Source organism: Thiohalophilus sp. (assembly GCF_046483665.1).
In the GTDB taxonomy this organism is placed as follows: Bacteria; Pseudomonadota; Gammaproteobacteria; order UBA6429; family Thiohalophilaceae; genus Thiohalophilus.
This window is the reverse complement of the sequence record NZ_JAWOCR010000040.1, coordinates 39,032-56,451: the sequence shown is the minus strand read 5'-3', so window position 1 is coordinate 56,451 and position 17,420 is coordinate 39,032. Positions and strand designations below refer to the sequence as shown.

The window sequence follows — 17,420 nt, the reverse complement described above, 5'->3', positions numbered from 1 at the left end:
CAACCTGATAACCGGATTCAAGATGGCGACAGACCGTTTCACCGATCAGATGCAGGCCTACGGGCGCTGGCGCGGCGATCTCAATACCGCGATCGACAAATATCAGCAATGGCTGAACGCCAATAACATGAGCAACCCGGAGACCGAACTGCGGATCTTCGAGCTGCTTGAGGCGCTCAAGTCCGACCGGCTGACTATTGCCTTTGTGGCCGAATTCGCCCGCGGCAAGACCGAGCTGATCAATGCCATATTCTTCTCCGAATACGATCGGCGCCTGTTACCTTCCGAAGCCGGGCGCACCACTATGTGTCCCACCGAGCTGTTCTACGACTCGGGCGCTGACATGAGCTATATTCGCTTGCTGCCCATTGAGACCCGTCTGGAAGAAATGAGCATCCAGGAACACAAGAAAAACCCCATCAACTGGACCACCATCGAGCTGGACACCAACTCCTCGGAAAAAATGGCCGAGGCGTTCCGCGAAGTCATCCGCACCAAGCGCGTGCCGGCGCCGGTAGCCGAAAAACTGGGCCTGGTCGACCCGGACGTGCATGCCGAAACCGACATGGTGGAGATCCCCATGTGGCGCCATGGTCTGATCAGTTTCCCGCATCCACTGCTCAAGGAAGGTCTGACTATTCTGGACACACCGGGGCTCAATGCCATCGGCAATGAGCCGGAATTGACCATCAACATGCTGCCCAACTCCCAGGCAGTTGTCTTCGTTCTGGCCGCCGATACCGGTGTTACCAAGTCCGACATGCACATGTGGAATCATCACGTCAAACCGCTGGGCGGCGACGCCCGTCACGGGCGTATTATCGTGCTGAACAAGGTCGATACCCTGTGGGACGAACTCAAAAGCGATGAAGAAATCGATAACAGCGTTGCCCAGCAGTGCAAAAGCGCCGCCAAGATGCTGGAGATCGAGGCCATCAACGTCTTTCCGGTCTCGGCGCAAAAAGGGCTGCTGGCCAAGATCCGCACCGACGACGAACTGCTGCAGCGCAGCAACATCCTGGCCCTGGAATCGATCCTGGCCAGGGACATCCTGCCGCGCAAACAAGAACTGGTGCGCGAGAGCATTGTCGGGGAAATCGGTGGCATGGCGCAGCACTCCCGTGATCTGATTGCCTCGCGCCTGGCCGATACCAACAAACAACTGAACGAACTAAAAAGCCTCAGCGGCAAGAACGAAGATGTCATCATGCATCTGATGAAAAAGACCCGCGAGGAACAATCCACCTACCACAAGAGTGTGGAAAGCTTTCAGGCCAATCGCAAGACCTTTAACGACAAACACGCCGAGCTGCTCAACACCCTCAGCCTGACCCGGTTGGACAAACTGATGTCCAAAACTCGCAAGGAGATGACCGGCAGCAAGTTCACCATGACCCTGAAAGGTTCGATGAAAGAGTTTTTCGATATTATTCAGGAAACCATGGACACGGCTGGCAAGCAGACGGATCAGATCAACATGCTGCTGCAGACTATCTACCGCCAGTTCAACAAGGACCACGGTCTGACCGACGTCAAACCCCGGCTGATCAGCATGAGCAAATACAAACGCGAGCTGGACCGGCTGTATCACGAGGCAGAAGGGTATCGTAACAGTGCCAAACTGACCGTGACCGAACAGGCCTTCGTGGTGAAAAAGTTCTTTATTTCCATGGTCAGTCACGCCCGGAATATCCTTTTCCAGGCCCATCAGGATGTGGAAGCCTGGGGCAAAAATGCCATGGCCCCGCTGGTCGTGCGCATCAAAGAACATAAAAACCAGATGGAAAAACGGCTGGAAAGCCTGCGCAAGATCAACGAATCCCGTGATACCCTGCAAAACCGTATTCAGGAACTGGAAAAAACCGCCGAGTCGCTGAATGTCCAGCTGGCGGACATCAACCTGCTAATGGAAACCCTGAACCGCCCGCTGGAATCCTTTATGGAGCAGGACACCGCTCAGGTCGCCTGATAGCGGGCCTGTTCCGCCGCTTGCACCGATGGTGACCTGTCACTTAGACTTGCTGTCTTGTTGATCAATCAGGTCACGACGACAGTTAACCAATGCCCGAGACAATCCCCGCCGATTCCGTCGGCCTGGTCACCCCGCAAAAGCTGGTCTACGACGCCCGCATCGATCTCGATTGCGGTCGTTCGCTGCCGGGCTTTGAAATGGTGTATGAGACCTACGGGCAGCTCAACGCGCAGAAGAACAATGCCATTCTAATCTGCCATGCCCTGAGCGGCGATCACCATGCTGCCGGTTATCACAGCATGGAAGATCGCAAACCGGGCTGGTGGGACACCTGCATCGGCCCTGGCAAGCCCATCGATACCAATCGATTCTTCGTAGTCGCCCCCAACAACCTTGGCGGCTGCAAGGGCACCACCGGTCCCATGAACATCAATCCGGAAACCGGCAAGGCCTATGGTCCCGATTTTCCGATTGTGACCGTCAGCGACTGGGTCCGCAGCCAGGCCCTGCTGGCCGATCACCTAGGTATTCAGCAATGGGCGGCGGTGGCCGGCGGCAGTCTGGGCGGTATGCAGGCCCTGCAATGGGCCATCGACTTTCCCAATCGTCTGCGTCACAGTATTGTGATTGCCGGCGCGCCCAAGCTGTCGGCCCAGAATATCGGCTTTAACGAAATTGCCCGCCAGGCCATCATGTCCGATCCTGACTTTCATGAAGGACGATATTACGACTACAACACCATTCCGCGTCGCGGATTGATGATTGCGCGCATGCTCGGCCATATTACCTATTTGTCCGATCTGTCCATGCGCGCCAAGTTTGGCCGTGAGTTGCGCGAGGGGAATATCAACTTCGGTTTCGATGTCGAGTTTCAGGTGGAAAGCTACCTGCGTTATCAGGGTAAATCGTTTGTCGAGAAGTTCGACGCCAATACCTACCTGCTAATGACCAAGGTGCTCGATTATTTTGACCCGGCCAAGGATTATGGCGATGACCTGGCCACTGCACTGTCCGACAGCAAGGCGGAGTTTTTTATTGCTTCCTTTACCGGCGACTGGCGCTTCGCACCGGAGCGCTCGCGTGAAATCGTCAAGGCGCTGGTCAAGGGCCGTAAGAACGTCAGTTATTCGGAGATCACCGCTCATCACGGTCATGATGCCTTTTTGATGCCTATCGATGACTATATGGATGCTTTGCGCACCTATATGAACCGGGTGGAGCAGGGAAACGACCAATGACGCCTTTACGTTCCGAGCTTCGCATGATCGCCGACTGGATCCGTCCTGGTTCCCACGTACTGGATCTCGGTTGCGGCGACGGGACCCTGTTGCGTTATTTGCATGAACAACGCCAGGCGACCGGTTATGGCCTGGAAATCGCCCAGAACAAGATTGTCAAGGCCATCGCCAACAATATAAATGTTATACAGACCGACCTGGATGCAGGCCTTTCCGAGATCGAATCCGACTCCTTCGATTATGTTGTAATGAGCGAAACCCTGCAGGCGGTACGCTATCCGGACAAACTGATCGACGAGATGCTGCGCATCGGTTCCGAGGCCATCATCACTTTCCCCAACTTCGGACACTGGCGCTGCCGGATGGAGCTGTTCTATGGGCGCATGCCGGTTACACCTTCATTGCCGGATACCTGGTACAACACACCGAATATTCATATGTGCACCATTCATGATTTTGAACAGTTGTGCCAGGACATGAATCTACGGGTGGTCCAGCGAATCGTCGTCGACCGGGATCACGAGCCCAGCATCACTGCCAGACTCCTGCCCAACCTCATGGGCGAAGTGGCGCTTTATCGGTTACAAAATCGCTGATATCAGCCGCCCTTTGCGTAACAATTACCTCGTTCTGAATCTGTAACTGCTGAAAATAGCTTATCAAGACAGTGACAACCCGTTTTCTCGTCTATAGTTAGAGACAGAAAAACGATTCAACAATAAGGAGGTACACAATGGGAGCTTTGCTGAAATGGTCACTCACATCACTGCTGCTCGCATGCAGTTTTCACCCGGCAACGGCCAGTGCTGAACAGGCCAAACACTTCGGTGACTATGTCGTCCATTACAATACCCTGAGTACCGATATACTTGAACCCGGTGTAGCAAAGGAATATGACATCCAGCGCAGCCGCAGCCGGGCAATGATCACTATTACCGTCATCCATCAAGGTGATGGCAAAGCGGTTCCCGCCGAACTCAAAGTCACCAGTGGTATGTTAACCGGCCACAAGCAGAGTCTGGAAATGCACGAAATCCGGGAAGGTGATGCGATATACTATATCAGTGATTTTCCGGTCGCCCATCGCGATACGCTCAACTTTGCTGTCCGTGTCAAACCCGAAGGCAGCCAGCAAAGTCATACATTTGAATTCGAAAAACAGTTTTTCACCGAATAGTTCGAACGGGACGCCGATTAGCCACCTGGCTCATCACAGGGCGGTGATCATCAGACTGACAAATGCTCAGGCCGGTAGCGGCTGCCAGGCAAGGTACAGGTTCGTCAACCCAAACGCCATGACCAGTGCACCCGCCAGATAGCGGACCAGCGGATAGCGCACAAAACGTTGCAGGCTCGCCGCGAACATGCCCATTAGTAGCAGATTAGGCAGCGTGCCCAGACCAAAACTCAGCATCAGCAGTCCTCCCTCCACGGCACTGCCGGTCGAAATGGACCAGATCAGGACGCTGTAGACCAGCCCGCAGGGCAGCCAGCCCCACAACATTCCCAGCAGCAGGGCCTGACCGGGCCGGGTTACCGGCATCAGGCGCCGTCCCAGCGGCTCGATATAGCGCCATACCACCCGTCCACCGCTTTCAAGATAACGCAGTCCGGTCCACCAGCCTGCGATATACAGGCCCATTGCCAGCATGAACAGGCCGGCGACCACCTGCAGGATGGTCTGATACTGGTGAATCACCAGCAGATTATCAGCCAGCGCGCTGAGTCCGCCCAGCAGTGCGCCACCCAGGGTATAACTGGCAATGCGTCCGAGATTGTAGCTCAGCAAAAAGCCGAACAGCCGGCCGCGTGACTGGGGCTGTGGCAGGCCGAAAGTGAGCGCGCCGACAATACCGCCGCACATCCCGACGCAGTGCACGCCACCCATCAGTCCCACGATAAATGCCGCCACCAGGGAAAGTTCCGCGCCCATGCTCTAGCCATCCACCCGCGTGGCTTCACGCCGCATCAGGTATAGAATTAACAGTATCACTGGCACCCCTAGCAGGGCAGTGAACAGGAAGAAACCGGGATATCCCAACTGTTCCACCATGCCACCGGAGTAACCACCCAGTACCTTTGGGAACAGGGTCATCAGCGAACTGAAGATCGCATACTGGACAGCGGTAAAAGAGATACTGGTCAGGCTCGACAGATAGGCGATAAACGCCGCGCTGGCCAGCCCGGCACACAGATTGTCGGCCGCGATCACCAGCGCCAGCATCGGCACGTTCGGCTCCATGGTCGCCAGCAACATAAACAGCAGGTTGGTTCCGGCCGCCAGAATTGCGCCGCTCAGCAACATACGCATGATACCGAAACGAGTTGTGAGCAAGCCACCAACAAACCCTCCCAGCAGCGCCATAAGCAAACCCAGTACCTTGTTGATTGAGGCGATCTCTTCCTTGGAATATCCCATGTCGAAATAAAACACGTTTGAGATCACGCCCAGCACGATATCCGATATGCGGTAAAACCCGACCAGTAACAGGATCCACAATGCCAGCTTGGCGTAGCGCCGAAAAAAATCGACGACCGGTTCCACATAAGTCGAGCGAACCATCTCGCGATTCACCGCGCGCACCAGTACCAGTCCCCGGGCTGTGGCGACAGCCAACAGCAGCGCCACGGCTATCTGGACAGTCTGGCCGATGAATGCCGCCAGTACTCCGTTAAACCCGAGATTCGCGCGTAGCGCGATTTTTACCGTTTCCGCGACCCCGAGTTGCAAAAAAGCCAGAAGAAAGACGCCGGTAACCGCCATAAAAAGCACCACAAATCGGAAGTAATCGAAACTGCTATGCAGATAGGCCTCTCGTTGCCGGTTAGGGACCGGTTCACGGATCAGCAGCGTCGTCATAAGACCCACCAGCATCAGCATGGCCATGCACAGATAGGTCAGACGCCAGGCCTGATAACTGTATGTCTCATCGCTACCAAACCAGGTTGCCAGATACAACGCTCCGGCACCGGAGGCAAGCATGCCCACCCGGTAACCGGCGATATACATGGCAGCCAGCGCCGCCTGAAGCCTGTCACCGGCCGACTCGATACGATAGGCGTCGATAACGATATCCTGGGTAGCCGCCGACAGACCAAGCAGAACCGTGGCCAACGCCATCATCGACAGACTGTCCACGGGGTCGGTCATGCCCATCAGAATGATGGAGCTTATAATCATCAGCTGCGCCACCAGCAACCAGCTGCGTCGCCGACCCAGCAGCGTATACAGGCCGGGCAGCGGCAACTTGTCGATCAGCGGCGCCCAGACGAACTTGAACGAGTAGGCCAGCGCCGCCCAGCTGAAATAGGTCACCGCGCCGCGTTCCACTCCGGCCTCGCGCAACCATAGCGAAAGTGACGAAAAAATCAGCAACAGCGGCAACCCGGCGGAGAAGCCGAGAAACAGCATCGCAATCGCCTGAGGTTGGCGATACACCTCAAGTGCCTTGCGCCAGCTCGCCAGAAAAGGTAGGGACAAATCGTATTCCGTCTTGTGGTGGCCAGAATCAGACCCGGTTACTCTAGCATGATCAGCTCGTGCGCGGTGAACGCCGCCGGCGCATGCGCTTCTGATGCCGATCCGGCCTATCTGGTTAGACAAAACTGTCGGGCCGAGCTATCTGCAGTGTCGTAATTCTGTCAGAATTGGACGCTAGCGTATGCCGGGAGTGTGAGCCGTTGCCTCACACTGTCTGGATACAACCGATGAGGAACTTCATGAACTGGCGAACACGATTATCTTTGCTCCTGGCGGCCTCCCTGTTACTGACGGCCTGTGCGCCAACCGGGCCGGTCAAGTTTTATAATGGCCCCGAGAAACCCTTGAGTGAAATTGCGCTGGTCAAGGTCCCCGGCCCGATTACCACACTCGCTATCGACGGCCGCGATATCCGCGCTCCCTCCAGGGAAGAAGGCTTTTACGAACTGCACCTCTCCCCCGGCCAGCATACCCTGCACTTCAAGTACGAACTCTACTGGGGCTCGCCCGACGCCGGCATGCTGATCAAATCCCGTCCCACCGAGGTTCAGGCCCATTTCAAGGCCGGGCAGGTGTATGAATTGCGCTACGACGAGCCGGAGTCGGAAGACGAGGCCTTCACCATGGCCAGCGATTTTCAGGCCACGCTGGTGGAACGGGACAGTGGCAAGCGCATCGCCGCAACCCCATCGGATGAATACCCCTCGGGCATCACCAATACCCAACCGGTGGTTCCCGAAACACCGGCTCCCGCTCCGGTCCCGACCCGAAACCAGAACCTGACCAGCGGCGTGCTACCCGACGCCGACCAGGCCGTTAACGAAGATGCCGTCAAACGACTCAAGTTCTGGTGGCTGATGGCGGATGACGCCGAACGCGAGGCCTTCCGCAAGTGGATGCAACAGAACATGCCGAGCTTCAACTCAACAGAATAAAGACTCACCACCAAGACACAAAGACACCAGGAAAGATTATTTTTTGTAATACTGGCTCAAAATAACCGGGAGACCTGTGTGTTCAGTTCGGCAACACCCTATAAGAACTGCCACATAATCAGAAACTAACGCGACTTTGATTAATCAATAAATTATTCTTCGTGCCTTGGCGTCTTGGTGGTTGAGCTTTTTGACTATTTCACTCGATGCCGTACTGCGCGTGATTGGTCTTGACCGCTTCGAACCTGTCTTTTAGAGCCGAAGACTGGCCCGGCAGGTTCATTGACAACTTGCCAGATAGTGCCGCCAACTTCCATGTTCTGTGATGTCGGTGGCCCCTTCGGTGGCATAGCCTTCACAGATAAAGCCGGGTAGCCAGCGACCGTCCTCCAGCTCGACCTTGCCGATGCCCAGTGGCGCCGGAATCCCGGCCACAAAACCGCCGAATTCGGCTTTGGGTACTGACCAGACTTCCACATCAATACCCTGACCCGACTCTTCGTCGCGTATCAGACCGGGGCGGTATGGCGGTCCGCCCGGCAGGGCAAGCATGCGATAGGCTGCGGCGGTTCGTGTCTGTGTCTGCAATATCGCGCTACGTTCGGTCAATTGCCAGTTGAGAGGCAATCCTCGCAGGTGAGCCCCGCAGACCACAACCGGGATCGTCTCGTCCAGATTGACCGGCGTAGTGTTGGCCGCCGGAGCCTGTTGCATTGCCCCCGGGGGTAACTCTAGCGCCTGTTGCCAGCGGTTGGCATAGGACAACAATTTACGATCCCTCATGGCCGGTGCCACCAGCGTCATCCCCCAGGGCAGGCCGTTCTCCAGAAGGCCCACCGGCACAGCGACGGCACTGCAATCGAGCAGATTCATGTAATTGGTATAGTAACCCAGGTTGCTGTTGAGTTTGATCGGATCGGCCTGCACTTCATCGATGGTATAGATGGTTCCGGTCGTGGGGGTAAGCAGAAAATCGACCTGCTCCAGCAAAGGCATGCTCTGTTTGTAATAATGTTGCAGGCGATACCGGGCCTTGAAGGCTTCAACCGCGGTCTTGCCTTCAGCCCCGCCGATAATGGTCCTGATTACCGGTAACAACGCCTCGGGCTGTTCGTTCATCATCGCCTCGATGGCCGCATAGCGCTCCGCCACCCAGGGTCCTTCATACAATAACCGGGCCGCTTTGAGAAACGGGGTAAAATCGATCGTCTGTTTGCAACCACCCAGAGCCTCGAGTTTTTCCACTGCCTGATCAAACAGTTCTGCCGCCGACTCATCACCGAAAAACTCGAGTTGTTCACTCTGCGGTACAGCAAACATGAATTCGCCCTGCGGCAGACCATAATGGCGGTTGTTATTGGCAAACGGATTTGGCCTGGCATAATCATCATCGGCGTCATAGGCCGCAGCCTGTTCGAATACCGCATCGGCATCATCCGTGGTCAGTGTAAAGATACTCACGCAGTCCAGACTGCGGCAGGCCGGCACCACCCCGCTCATGCTCAACAATCCGCGCGAGGGTTTCAATCCGACCAGATTATTGAACGCTGCCGGGACCCGACCGGAACCGGCGGTATCCGTGCCAAGAGAAAAGCTCGCCAGTCCCAGCGCCACAGCCACGGCGGAACCGGCACTGGAGCCGCCGGAAATATAGTCGGGATCGAAGGCATTGCTGCAGGGACCCCATGGCTCGGGAGAACGGGTCCCTACCAGACCGGTGGCGAACTGGTCCATGTTGGTCTTGCCAATTGGAATGGCTCCGGCCTGGATCAATTGTTCAACCACAAATGCCGACCTGCCGGGCACGTAACTGAATTCGGCACACGCTGCCGTGGTAGGAATGCCGGCCAGATCGATGTTGTCCTTGATGGCAAATGGGATGCCGTATAGCGGCAACTCTTCGATCGATTTGTCTGCCAGGCTTGCCAGATAGGGAGCGATCTGTTCCCGGCTCAAGCGGTTGATCCAGATGCTCGATTCTCTATGTTTATCGCATGCTATCAAGATATGCTCGATGACCTGTTCGGGCGTCAGCTTTTTCTCACGATAGGCGGTTTGCAAACCGGCAATTGTCATATCCATGCTCAATCCTCCTGCAACACCAGCAGCGGCTGACCGGCGTTCACCTGGTTGCCTTCACTACGGATAATGGCGTAGACCGTGCCGGCGTGCGGGGCCGTCACCTCGATCTCCATTTTCATCGATTCGAGAATCATCAATGTCTGACCGGTTTCGACCCGATCGCCCTGATTGACCAGAACCTCCCAGACACTGCCGGCCACATTACTCTCGACTGCCACACAGTTTGCAGGCAGGGCTTCTTCCTCGCCGATGTCGCCGGCAAGATCCTGTTCGGATTCGAAGTTAATCTGTCCCGATTCATTCCAGCGCTGCAGCTCTTTGGCAAAAGCCTGCTGACGTTGCCGGGTGAATTCGGCGATACCTTCGGCATGTTGATCGACGAAGGCCTGGTATTCCCTGAGATTGAACGTTGTCTCCTCAATCTTCAGCGGATAACGGCCACGCGGGAAATCGCGCCGGATTTGCTTCAGCTCCGCGGCACTGACTTCATAGAAACGGATCTGATCGAAAAATCGCAGCAGCCATGGTTGGGTAAACTCCCGGGTATGGCGATAACGGTTCCACATCTGCAGCGTACGCCCGACAAACTGATAGCCGCCAGGACCTTCCATCCCGTAAACACATAAATAGGAACCGCCAATACCGACCGAGTTTTCCGCTGTCCAGGTTCGTGCCGGGTTGTACTTGGTCGTCACCAGTCGCTGACGGGGATCCAGCGGGGTCGCCACCGGTGCGCCGAGATAAACATCCCCCAGCCCCATGACCAGGTAAATCGCATCGAACACGATTTGCTTGACCTGTTCGACGCTCTCCAGCCCGTTGATGCGGCGAATGAATTCGATATTGCTCGGACACCAGGGTGCATCCTTGCGCACCGATTGCATGTATTTTTTGATCGCCAGTTGCGTGGCCTCATCATCCCAGCTCAATGGCAGATGCACGATACGCGCCGGCACTTCCGGTTCGCCCATCTTCTGCAAGGCCTTCTCGCCCTGCTCCAGCAAATCCAGCAGTTCCCCCAGGAACAGAATCTGACTCTCGTAATGGATCTGCAGGGAACGAATCCCCGGCGTCATCTCCAGGACCCCTGGCGGCAAATGGTCCTGTAACCACATCAGCAGGGCATGAACCCGAAAACGCAGCTCGATATCCAGTACCTGCGGACCGTATTCCACCAGCAGATACTTGTCACCGGAAGGCCGATAGACGACCTGTACGCCATGGTCTTCGGCATCGATCGTCCTGAGAACCGGGGTGGCGGGCAGATGCGGTTCGTACTCCTGTTCTATCAGCGTAAGATCCGCGATCGAGTCACACTGGGCCCGTTCGATAGTTACAGCATCGGGGATAGAGACCGGCACAAAGCGTATCTTGTCGCCGGCCTTGAGTTGACCCAGCTTCCAGAGATCGGCGGCGATCACCGTGGCCGGACAGACAAAGCCGCCCAGCGAGGGACCGTCGGGACCCAGGATAACCGGCATGTCACCAGTGAAGTCGACGGTTCCAATGGCATAGGCATTGTCATGAATATTGGACGGATGCATACCCGCTTCGCCGCCGTCGCTGCGCGCCCACTGCGGCCTGGGGCCGACCAGGCGAATCCCGGTACGGCTGGAGTTGTAATGCACTTCCCAGTCGGTCGCAAAGAAAGTCTCAATGTCCTGATCGGTAAAGAAATCCGGGGCACCATGCGGCCCGTAGATCACCCGCAGGTGCCAGTGATCGCTGATCCCGGGAAGCAGGGATTCGGGTAATTGTGCCTTACTGCCCGCCCCGCTTACGGCGCTGAAATGCAGCACATCGCCGGAGCGCAGGGCTCGTCCGGCATGGCCGCCGAATTGCCCCAGGGTAAAGGTTGCGCGCGAATCCAGATAGGCGGGACAGTCTATACCACCCTCGATACACAGATAGGCCCGCGCACCGGCGCCGTCGATCTTGCCCAGTTTCAGCGTTTGTCCGGCTGATACTTCAACCACCTGCCAGAAGGGCAGGCTCTGTTCATCCAGGCTGGCCTGCATTTCGGCTCCGGCCAGCACAATCCGAGAGGCATGGTTGAAGCGCAGTGTTGGGCCATTCAGTGTCAGCTCCAGCCCGGCGGCCGATTCGTCATTACCGAGCAGGCTGTTGGCCAGACGGAATGAATAACTGTCGAAGGGACCGGAAGGTGGCACGCCCACGTCCCAGTAACCGACACGTCCGGGATAGTCCTGAATCGTGGTCATGGTACCCGCACTTATCACATCAATCGTTAACGGTCGGGTAATAAAGTCATTCAGATAACGGGTATAGATATTCCCCTGTTGGAAAATATCGGTGACCAGTACTTCGCGCACATAGGGTATGTTGGTTTCGATGCCATAGATACGGGTCTCGGCCAGTGCCTGATCCAGCAGGCCGATCGCTACGTCACGGCTCTTTGCTGTGGCGATCACCTTGGCCAGCATGGGATCGAAATAGGGTGAAATATCGATACCGCTTTCGATCCAGTGATCGATACGCAGTCCGTCATGCTGCGGGAAACAGACTTCGCTTAACAAGCCTGCGGCAGGCTGGAAATTTTTGTTGGGATCCTCGGCATAGACTCTGGCCTGAATCGCATGGCCTCTGGGCGTAAAATTGTCCGCTAACGATGGCGGATCGCCCGCTGCCAGACTGATCATCCACTCGACCAGGTCGATACCGAACACCTGTTCTGTCACCCCGTGCTCGACCTGCAGGCGGGTATTGACCTCAAGAAAATAAAACTCCCCGGTTTTCTGATCGTAAACAAATTCGACGGTACCGGCGCTGCGGTAATTGACCGCCTGCATTAGCCGTACTGCAGTATCATGCAGTGCTGCGCGAACAGTATCATCGAGATTCGGGGCCGGGGTCTCTTCAATGACCTTCTGGTTGCGCCGCTGGCTGGAACAGTCCCGTTCGCCAATGGCCACAGCATTGCCAAAACCGTCGCCGAAGATCTGTACCTCGATGTGCCGGGCATACTCAATGAATTTTTCCAGAAAAACACCGCTGTTGGAAAAATTGTTTTCACCTAAACGCCGGACCGAATCGTAGGCTCCGGCCAGCTCCTCGCTCGTCCTGCACAGTTGCATGCCAATACCGCCCCCGCCTGCCGTACTCTTGAGCATCAGCGGATAACCGATCGAATCGGCAACTTCCAGTGCCTGTGTCAACGACTCCAGTAGACCGCTACCGGGCAGTAACGGTACGCCGCTGTCCTGTGCCAGTTGTCGCGCAGTATGTTTGAGCCCGAAGGACTGTAATTGCCCGGCGGTGGGGCCGATAAAGGCAATATCTGCCCGCTCACAACGCTCAACGAAATCCGCATTCTCACTCAGAAACCCGTAACCGGGATGCACGGCTTGCGCTCCGCTGCGTTCTATGATTTCGAACAGCTTGTCCTGATCGAGATAGGTCTCTGCGGCACGGCCTTGACCCAGCGACCAGGCCTCATCAGCCTGGATGACATGCAGAGAATCGGCATCCGCTTCGTTATAGACAGCGACCGACTGCACTCCCATCTGTTTCAGGGTACGTATAATCCGGGTGGCAATAGCACCTCGATTGGTAATAAGTACTTTGTTAAACATGGATAGTTTCTGCGTACCTGGGGCAGGCCGTCCTGCCATAAACATAATTCTGCCAGGTCGTCCCGGCAGTGCTAGTCATGGCTCAATCCCAGATGATGACTTCAACCGGCGTCGGGTTATAGCCGTTGCAGGGATTATTTAACTGTGGACAATTGGAGATTAAAACGATCACATCCATCGCCGCTTTCAACTCTACATATTTGCCTGGGGCCGAGATACCGTCCTGAAAGGTTAATCCACCATCTGCTGTAATGGGCACATTCATGAAAAAGTTTATGTTATGAGTAATATCTCGCTTACTCATACCAAACTCCTCATGCTCGGCCACGGCCAGCATCCAGCTGTCCCGGCAGGCGTGCATGCATTTTTTGTCCAGAGCATAACGGACCGTGTTGCTCTCGGTCGCACAGGCGCCTCCAAGGGTATCGTGTCGCCCGCAGGTATCCGCCACGATCTCGAGCATGACATTGCCTTCATTGGAGAGTAGCCTGCTACCCGCAGTCAGGTAGACATTTCCCTGCTCCCGAACTGTGTCCATTGCACTGTAACGCTCCGCGGGGTCGGCTGCGCTGTAGAACAGGGTATCGGCGGCCTGATTGCCTTGCATATCCAGGATCCGGAACGTCTGTCCGGCCTTGACCTCCTTCATAAAATACTCGCCGGCCGGTACCACCTCACGGTAGACCGCAGCCTCGGGTTGTAATTCGCTTGCCTTGATCATGACCCCCCTCCCAGACCCAGATGATAAAGCTCGGTATTTTTGAATCCTCGCTGATTCTCCGGTCGGTAGTTCCTGCAATAGTCATCTTCGCGAACCGGTTCAGCTTCACGGATCTGATAAGTCACAGGTTTTCTTGGATACTCTTCGGCCGGATTGAGTGGGTGCGGGCAAGTGTGCATGAGAACCAGTGCATCCATCTCGAAGCGCAACTCGATATAATCTCCGGCCTTGCTGTTATCGGCACCGTATTGAAGGTTTCCCTCATCATCCACTTCTACCCTGCTGAACAGGTTCAGGTTAGATGCCATATCTCTCTTGCCGAGACCGTACTTGGCCAATTCCACCAGGAAACTGTTATAACCGTTCTGGTTCCAGTCATTGAGGTAGTCCTGATAGCTGTGTTCGCCCCATTTTCGCCTGACAATTTCCCGCGTGGTGTTGCCGGAAACGGATTCGTGCCAGCCCACGCTGTCTTCCACAATGGAACAGAATATCCGCCCCATATCTGAGTACAGGCAGTTACCCCGGGTCAGCTTGAAAGTATGCTGGCACTTCAGTGTATCCGGAGCGTTGTATCTTTCCAGCAAGTTTTCAGGATTGTAAAACAGCATACCGACATTTGCCCCGCCTTCTGTATCGATTAAACGCAGAGACGTACCTTTACGCATACGCAATGACCAATGACAGGCAGGCGCCAGAGCGGCCTCGTATAGTATGTCTGTACTGGTAGCTTCACTTGACATATTAAACCTCGAATATTTTTTATCAAAAACCGAGAAACTTTCAGATTGCTATTATTCCGACAGAGGATGTATAGGTGGAATTATTGCCGTTGACATCAACAACCGCCCTGATAAAACACCCTTGCATGAAATCATTTTATCCGCAATCATCTTGAGCTTTCTCGCGGGCCCCTGAACAAGCACAACCTGTAGCGTTTGCATCTGCACAAGGTTGATATTCAGTGAACTGATAATTTCATCAATATAAATATGCTGAAGATGATTCAATCGGCTTTGCAGACCGGGCACTGAATGGTCATAGACCAGATTGATGGTCCCGGCCATGACTTTCTCGCCCATCTCCTGTTGATGGTCAGCCAGCTGATTATTTATCATTTCGGCCATGGCCTGAGAGCGACTTTCGAAACCCCGCTCGCAAACCATGTTATCGAATTGATCGAGAAGCGTCTCCGGTAATGAGATACTGATTCTGCTGACCTTGTTTCTGGTAACGATATTCATTTCTTCAGAAAAGGTGACTATATTTTTCGATTTCCCAGCTGGAGACTGTCTGATGATAGGCCTCCCATTCCTGCGATTTATAACGGATGAACTCATCACGTAGTTCCTCCCCCAATACCTGTTCTACAAACGGGTCTTCTGCAAATGCCTCTATAGCCTCGCTCAAGTTCTTGGGAAGAAACTCTATACCACGTTTGCTACGTTCCTCCTCGCCCAGTTCATACAGGTTGTCATCCTGGGGGCTACCTGGATCGATCTTTTCACGAATTCCCTCCAACCCCGCCGCCAGTGCCAGCGTCGCGGCCAGATAGGGATTGAGAGCACCGTCAGCGTTACGCGATTCGCAACGCCCGCCATTCATCGGCACACGAATCGAGTTGGTCCGGTTATTCGAACCGAAAGAATTGAAAACCGGCGCCCAGGAAAAATAGGCCATATCCCCCTGACGCACCAGACGTTTATAACTGTTTACCGTAGGAGAGAAAACAGCACATAGCGCACGTCCATGCTTTATCAGCCCCCCGATAAAGTAATATCCCAGCTCGGTCAGGCCAAGTCCGCGCGCATCCTCTTCCGGGTTGCATACGAACAGATTATCACCGCTGTCCAAATCGTACAGCGACATATTGAAATGCGCTCCGTTGCCCGTCTTGTCCGAGAAAGGTTTTGGCATAAATGTCGCCAACAGCCCCTCTTCTTTAGCGTAATGTTTAGTCATATAGCGAAAGAATATAAATCTATCACAGGTAGTCAGAGCATCGCTGTACATGAAATCGAATTCATACTGCCCGTTGGCATCCTCGTGATCGAATGAGTAGAGGTCCCAGCCCAGCTCATTTATGCAACTTGCCACCTTATCCAGCCAATCGAACTGATCCATAAACCCGCGTACGTCATAGCAGGGTTTAACCAACCGATCATCCGGGTTCGGCACCTGCAATGTACCATCTTCGTGCTGTTTCAAAACAAACAGTTCACCTTCGATACCGAGGTTGAATCCGAATCCCATATCTGCAGCCTGACCCAGGACTTTTTTCAATGCTACCCTGGTGCTTATCTCGTAGGGTTTCCCTTTATAGGTATTATCAGCAGGCATCCAGGCCACTTCCGGTTGCCAGGGCAACTGGATTATGTGACCCAAATCCGGGACAGATGCTATTTCATCATCGTTCGGCATCTGACCCAGACCATCGAGCGCATATCCAGTGTACAACTCCGAGCCTTCTGCCATATGTGTCAGATGATCGATTGGTACAAACTTTCCCTTGGGAATACCATGAATATCAACGTAAGCTCCAAGGCAGTATTTCACGCCCTTACTCTTCAAATCCTGCTGTATTGCCTTGATCTCTTCGCTATTTTTCACGCCAAATCCTTTAATAAACTTCTAAACAAATTCGATTTTTTCATCATACGAAAACGACAAAGGAGGCCGCTCTTGCATTCCGCGTCTGACAATTTCACTCAGGTCTTCCACCATCCACTGAAACAACTCCTCGCCCTGTTCGACACTGGCCAGACTTGGCTTTCCAGTAACCCCGTTTTTGCTGGTACGGTTCACCGGATGCGAGAAAACGCACTGTTTCGTGCGATCCTCATCGTCACTTTGTGCAACATTCTCTTCTCTGACCATTTGCGGGCTCACAGCCAGCATCAAAGCTGTTTCCGCCTCATTGGCGTGCCAGTCATCAGCATCGCTGAAATGTCTCTGCCTGACTCTTTCACTCAGCGATCCACTATTGATGACCGCAAGCATCATGTCATCATAATCCGCACGTAGCATTTCAAGCGCACAGCGTAGCGGAGCGTAATTTGTTACATGGCTATTGACGATAAAAAGCCGCCTGATCCCTGAGGCGTATGCCCAGTCGCCAAGTTCTTTCACGACGTCGATCATTGTCTTGGGCTGTAACGACAGCGTTCCCGGCCAGCGTCTGGAATGACCAACTGAACAGCCGAAGGGCATTAATGGCATCAACAGCGCCCCGGTTATCTCGCTGACTGCATGGCACAGCCTGTCGGCAATTTCTGCGTCCATACCACAACCCAGATGCGGTCCATGCTGTTCCGTTGCGCCAATCGGGAAAATAGCACTGTCCATCCCACTATTAATCAGTTTCCCGATTTCTTCCCAGGTCATTTGATGCCAATCAT

At 54.6% G+C, this 17,420-nt stretch carries 14 protein-coding genes; 5 read left to right on the top strand and 9 right to left on the bottom strand.

The window, feature by feature from the left end; all coding sequences use genetic code 11:
* Positions 1 to 22 precede the first annotated feature (22 nt).
* From R6U90_RS08875 to R6U90_RS08860, 4 genes are all read left to right on the top strand, one after another.
* A complete protein-coding gene (locus tag R6U90_RS08875) occupies positions 23 to 1,969 on the top strand; it encodes a dynamin family protein (protein WP_410352324.1) in 1,947 nt (648 codons plus the stop codon).
* A 92-nt stretch (positions 1,970 to 2,061) separates the two neighbouring features.
* On the top strand, positions 2,062 to 3,210 hold the full coding sequence (locus tag R6U90_RS08870; RefSeq protein ID WP_410352323.1) for a homoserine O-acetyltransferase: 1,149 nt from the start codon (positions 2,062 to 2,064) through the stop codon (positions 3,208 to 3,210).
* Positions 3,207 to 3,806 carry a methionine biosynthesis protein MetW gene (gene metW, locus R6U90_RS08865; RefSeq protein ID WP_410352322.1) on the top strand — a complete coding sequence of 200 codons (600 nt, stop codon included), beginning with the start codon at positions 3,207 to 3,209 and terminating at the stop codon, positions 3,804 to 3,806. The genes R6U90_RS08870 and metW overlap by 4 nt, the downstream gene beginning before the upstream one ends.
* Positions 3,807 to 3,943: 137 nt before the next feature.
* Positions 3,944 to 4,387 (top strand): DUF4426 domain-containing protein, encoded by a 444-nt coding sequence (locus R6U90_RS08860; protein ID WP_410352321.1) that lies wholly within the window; start codon positions 3,944 to 3,946, stop codon positions 4,385 to 4,387.
* A 66-nt stretch (positions 4,388 to 4,453) separates the two neighbouring features.
* On the opposite strand, the gene R6U90_RS08855 is transcribed toward R6U90_RS08860, so the two are convergent.
* Together R6U90_RS08855 and R6U90_RS08850 are read right to left on the bottom strand one after the other, a co-directional pair.
* Positions 4,454 to 5,143 carry a sulfite exporter TauE/SafE family protein gene (locus R6U90_RS08855; RefSeq protein ID WP_410352320.1) on the bottom strand — a complete coding sequence of 230 codons (690 nt, stop codon included), beginning with the start codon at positions 5,141 to 5,143 and terminating at the stop codon, positions 4,454 to 4,456.
* A 3-nt stretch (positions 5,144 to 5,146) separates the two neighbouring features.
* The gene (locus R6U90_RS08850; RefSeq protein WP_410352319.1) at positions 5,147 to 6,691 is read right to left on the bottom strand and encodes an AmpG family muropeptide MFS transporter; all 1,545 of its coding nucleotides are present in this window, start codon (positions 6,689 to 6,691) and stop codon (positions 5,147 to 5,149) included.
* Positions 6,692 to 6,930: 239 nt separating this feature from the next.
* Here R6U90_RS08850 and R6U90_RS08845 point away from each other — a divergent pair, with 239 nt between their 5' ends.
* Complete coding sequence (locus tag R6U90_RS08845; protein WP_410352318.1) at positions 6,931 to 7,626, top strand: DUF2057 family protein; 696 nt, start codon at positions 6,931 to 6,933, stop codon at positions 7,624 to 7,626.
* 279 nt (positions 7,627 to 7,905) lie between these two features.
* Here the strand turns inward: R6U90_RS08845 and atzF are convergent, their stop codons facing one another.
* From atzF to R6U90_RS08810, 7 genes are all read right to left on the bottom strand, one after another.
* Complete coding sequence (gene atzF, locus R6U90_RS08840; RefSeq protein ID WP_410352317.1) at positions 7,906 to 9,708, bottom strand: allophanate hydrolase; 1,803 nt, start codon at positions 9,706 to 9,708, stop codon at positions 7,906 to 7,908.
* Positions 9,709 to 9,710: 2 nt separating this feature from the next.
* Complete coding sequence (uca, locus tag R6U90_RS08835) at positions 9,711 to 13,301, bottom strand: urea carboxylase (protein WP_410352316.1); 3,591 nt, start codon at positions 13,299 to 13,301, stop codon at positions 9,711 to 9,713.
* Between the two features lie 82 nt (positions 13,302 to 13,383).
* The gene (locus tag R6U90_RS08830; RefSeq protein WP_410352315.1) at positions 13,384 to 14,022 is read right to left on the bottom strand and encodes an urea amidolyase associated protein UAAP2; all 639 of its coding nucleotides are present in this window, start codon (positions 14,020 to 14,022) and stop codon (positions 13,384 to 13,386) included.
* Positions 14,019 to 14,765, bottom strand: coding sequence for an urea amidolyase associated protein UAAP1 (locus R6U90_RS08825; RefSeq protein WP_410352314.1), 747 nt, complete (start codon positions 14,763 to 14,765; stop codon positions 14,019 to 14,021). Before R6U90_RS08825 ends, R6U90_RS08830 begins: the two co-directional genes overlap by 4 nt.
* 51 nt (positions 14,766 to 14,816) lie before the next feature.
* Complete coding sequence (gene nikR, locus R6U90_RS08820; protein ID WP_410352312.1) at positions 14,817 to 15,266, bottom strand: nickel-responsive transcriptional regulator NikR; 450 nt, start codon at positions 15,264 to 15,266, stop codon at positions 14,817 to 14,819.
* 4 nt (positions 15,267 to 15,270) lie between these two features.
* Positions 15,271 to 16,632, bottom strand: a complete 1,362-nt coding sequence (glnT, locus tag R6U90_RS08815; RefSeq protein ID WP_410352310.1) for a type III glutamate--ammonia ligase — start codon at positions 16,630 to 16,632, stop codon at positions 15,271 to 15,273.
* Between the two features lie 21 nt (positions 16,633 to 16,653).
* Positions 16,654 to 17,406, bottom strand: coding sequence for a creatininase family protein (locus R6U90_RS08810; protein ID WP_410352308.1), 753 nt, complete (start codon positions 17,404 to 17,406; stop codon positions 16,654 to 16,656).
* Positions 17,407 to 17,420 lie beyond the last annotated feature (14 nt).

Coding starts and splice junctions, on each gene's coding strand:
- uca (WP_410352316.1), bottom strand. CDS start 13,301: ATGTTTAACAAAGTACTTATTACCAATCGAGGTGCTATTGCCACCCGG.
- R6U90_RS08855 (WP_410352320.1), bottom strand. CDS start 5,143: ATGGGCGCGGAACTTTCCCTGGTGGCGGCATTTATCGTGGGACTGATG.
- R6U90_RS08830 (WP_410352315.1), bottom strand. CDS start 14,022: ATGATCAAGGCAAGCGAATTACAACCCGAGGCTGCGGTCTACCGTGAG.
- atzF (WP_410352317.1), bottom strand. CDS start 9,708: ATGGATATGACAATTGCCGGTTTGCAAACCGCCTATCGTGAGAAAAAG.
- R6U90_RS08860 (WP_410352321.1), top strand. CDS start 3,944: ATGGGAGCTTTGCTGAAATGGTCACTCACATCACTGCTGCTCGCATGC.
- R6U90_RS08810 (WP_410352308.1), bottom strand. CDS start 17,406: ATGACCTGGGAAGAAATCGGGAAACTGATTAATAGTGGGATGGACAGT.
- R6U90_RS08870 (WP_410352323.1), top strand. CDS start 2,062: ATGCCCGAGACAATCCCCGCCGATTCCGTCGGCCTGGTCACCCCGCAA.
- R6U90_RS08825 (WP_410352314.1), bottom strand. CDS start 14,765: ATGTCAAGTGAAGCTACCAGTACAGACATACTATACGAGGCCGCTCTG.
- R6U90_RS08845 (WP_410352318.1), top strand. CDS start 6,931: ATGAACTGGCGAACACGATTATCTTTGCTCCTGGCGGCCTCCCTGTTA.
- nikR (WP_410352312.1), bottom strand. CDS start 15,266: ATGAATATCGTTACCAGAAACAAGGTCAGCAGAATCAGTATCTCATTA.
- metW (WP_410352322.1), top strand. CDS start 3,207: ATGACGCCTTTACGTTCCGAGCTTCGCATGATCGCCGACTGGATCCGT.
- R6U90_RS08875 (WP_410352324.1), top strand. CDS start 23: ATGGCGACAGACCGTTTCACCGATCAGATGCAGGCCTACGGGCGCTGG.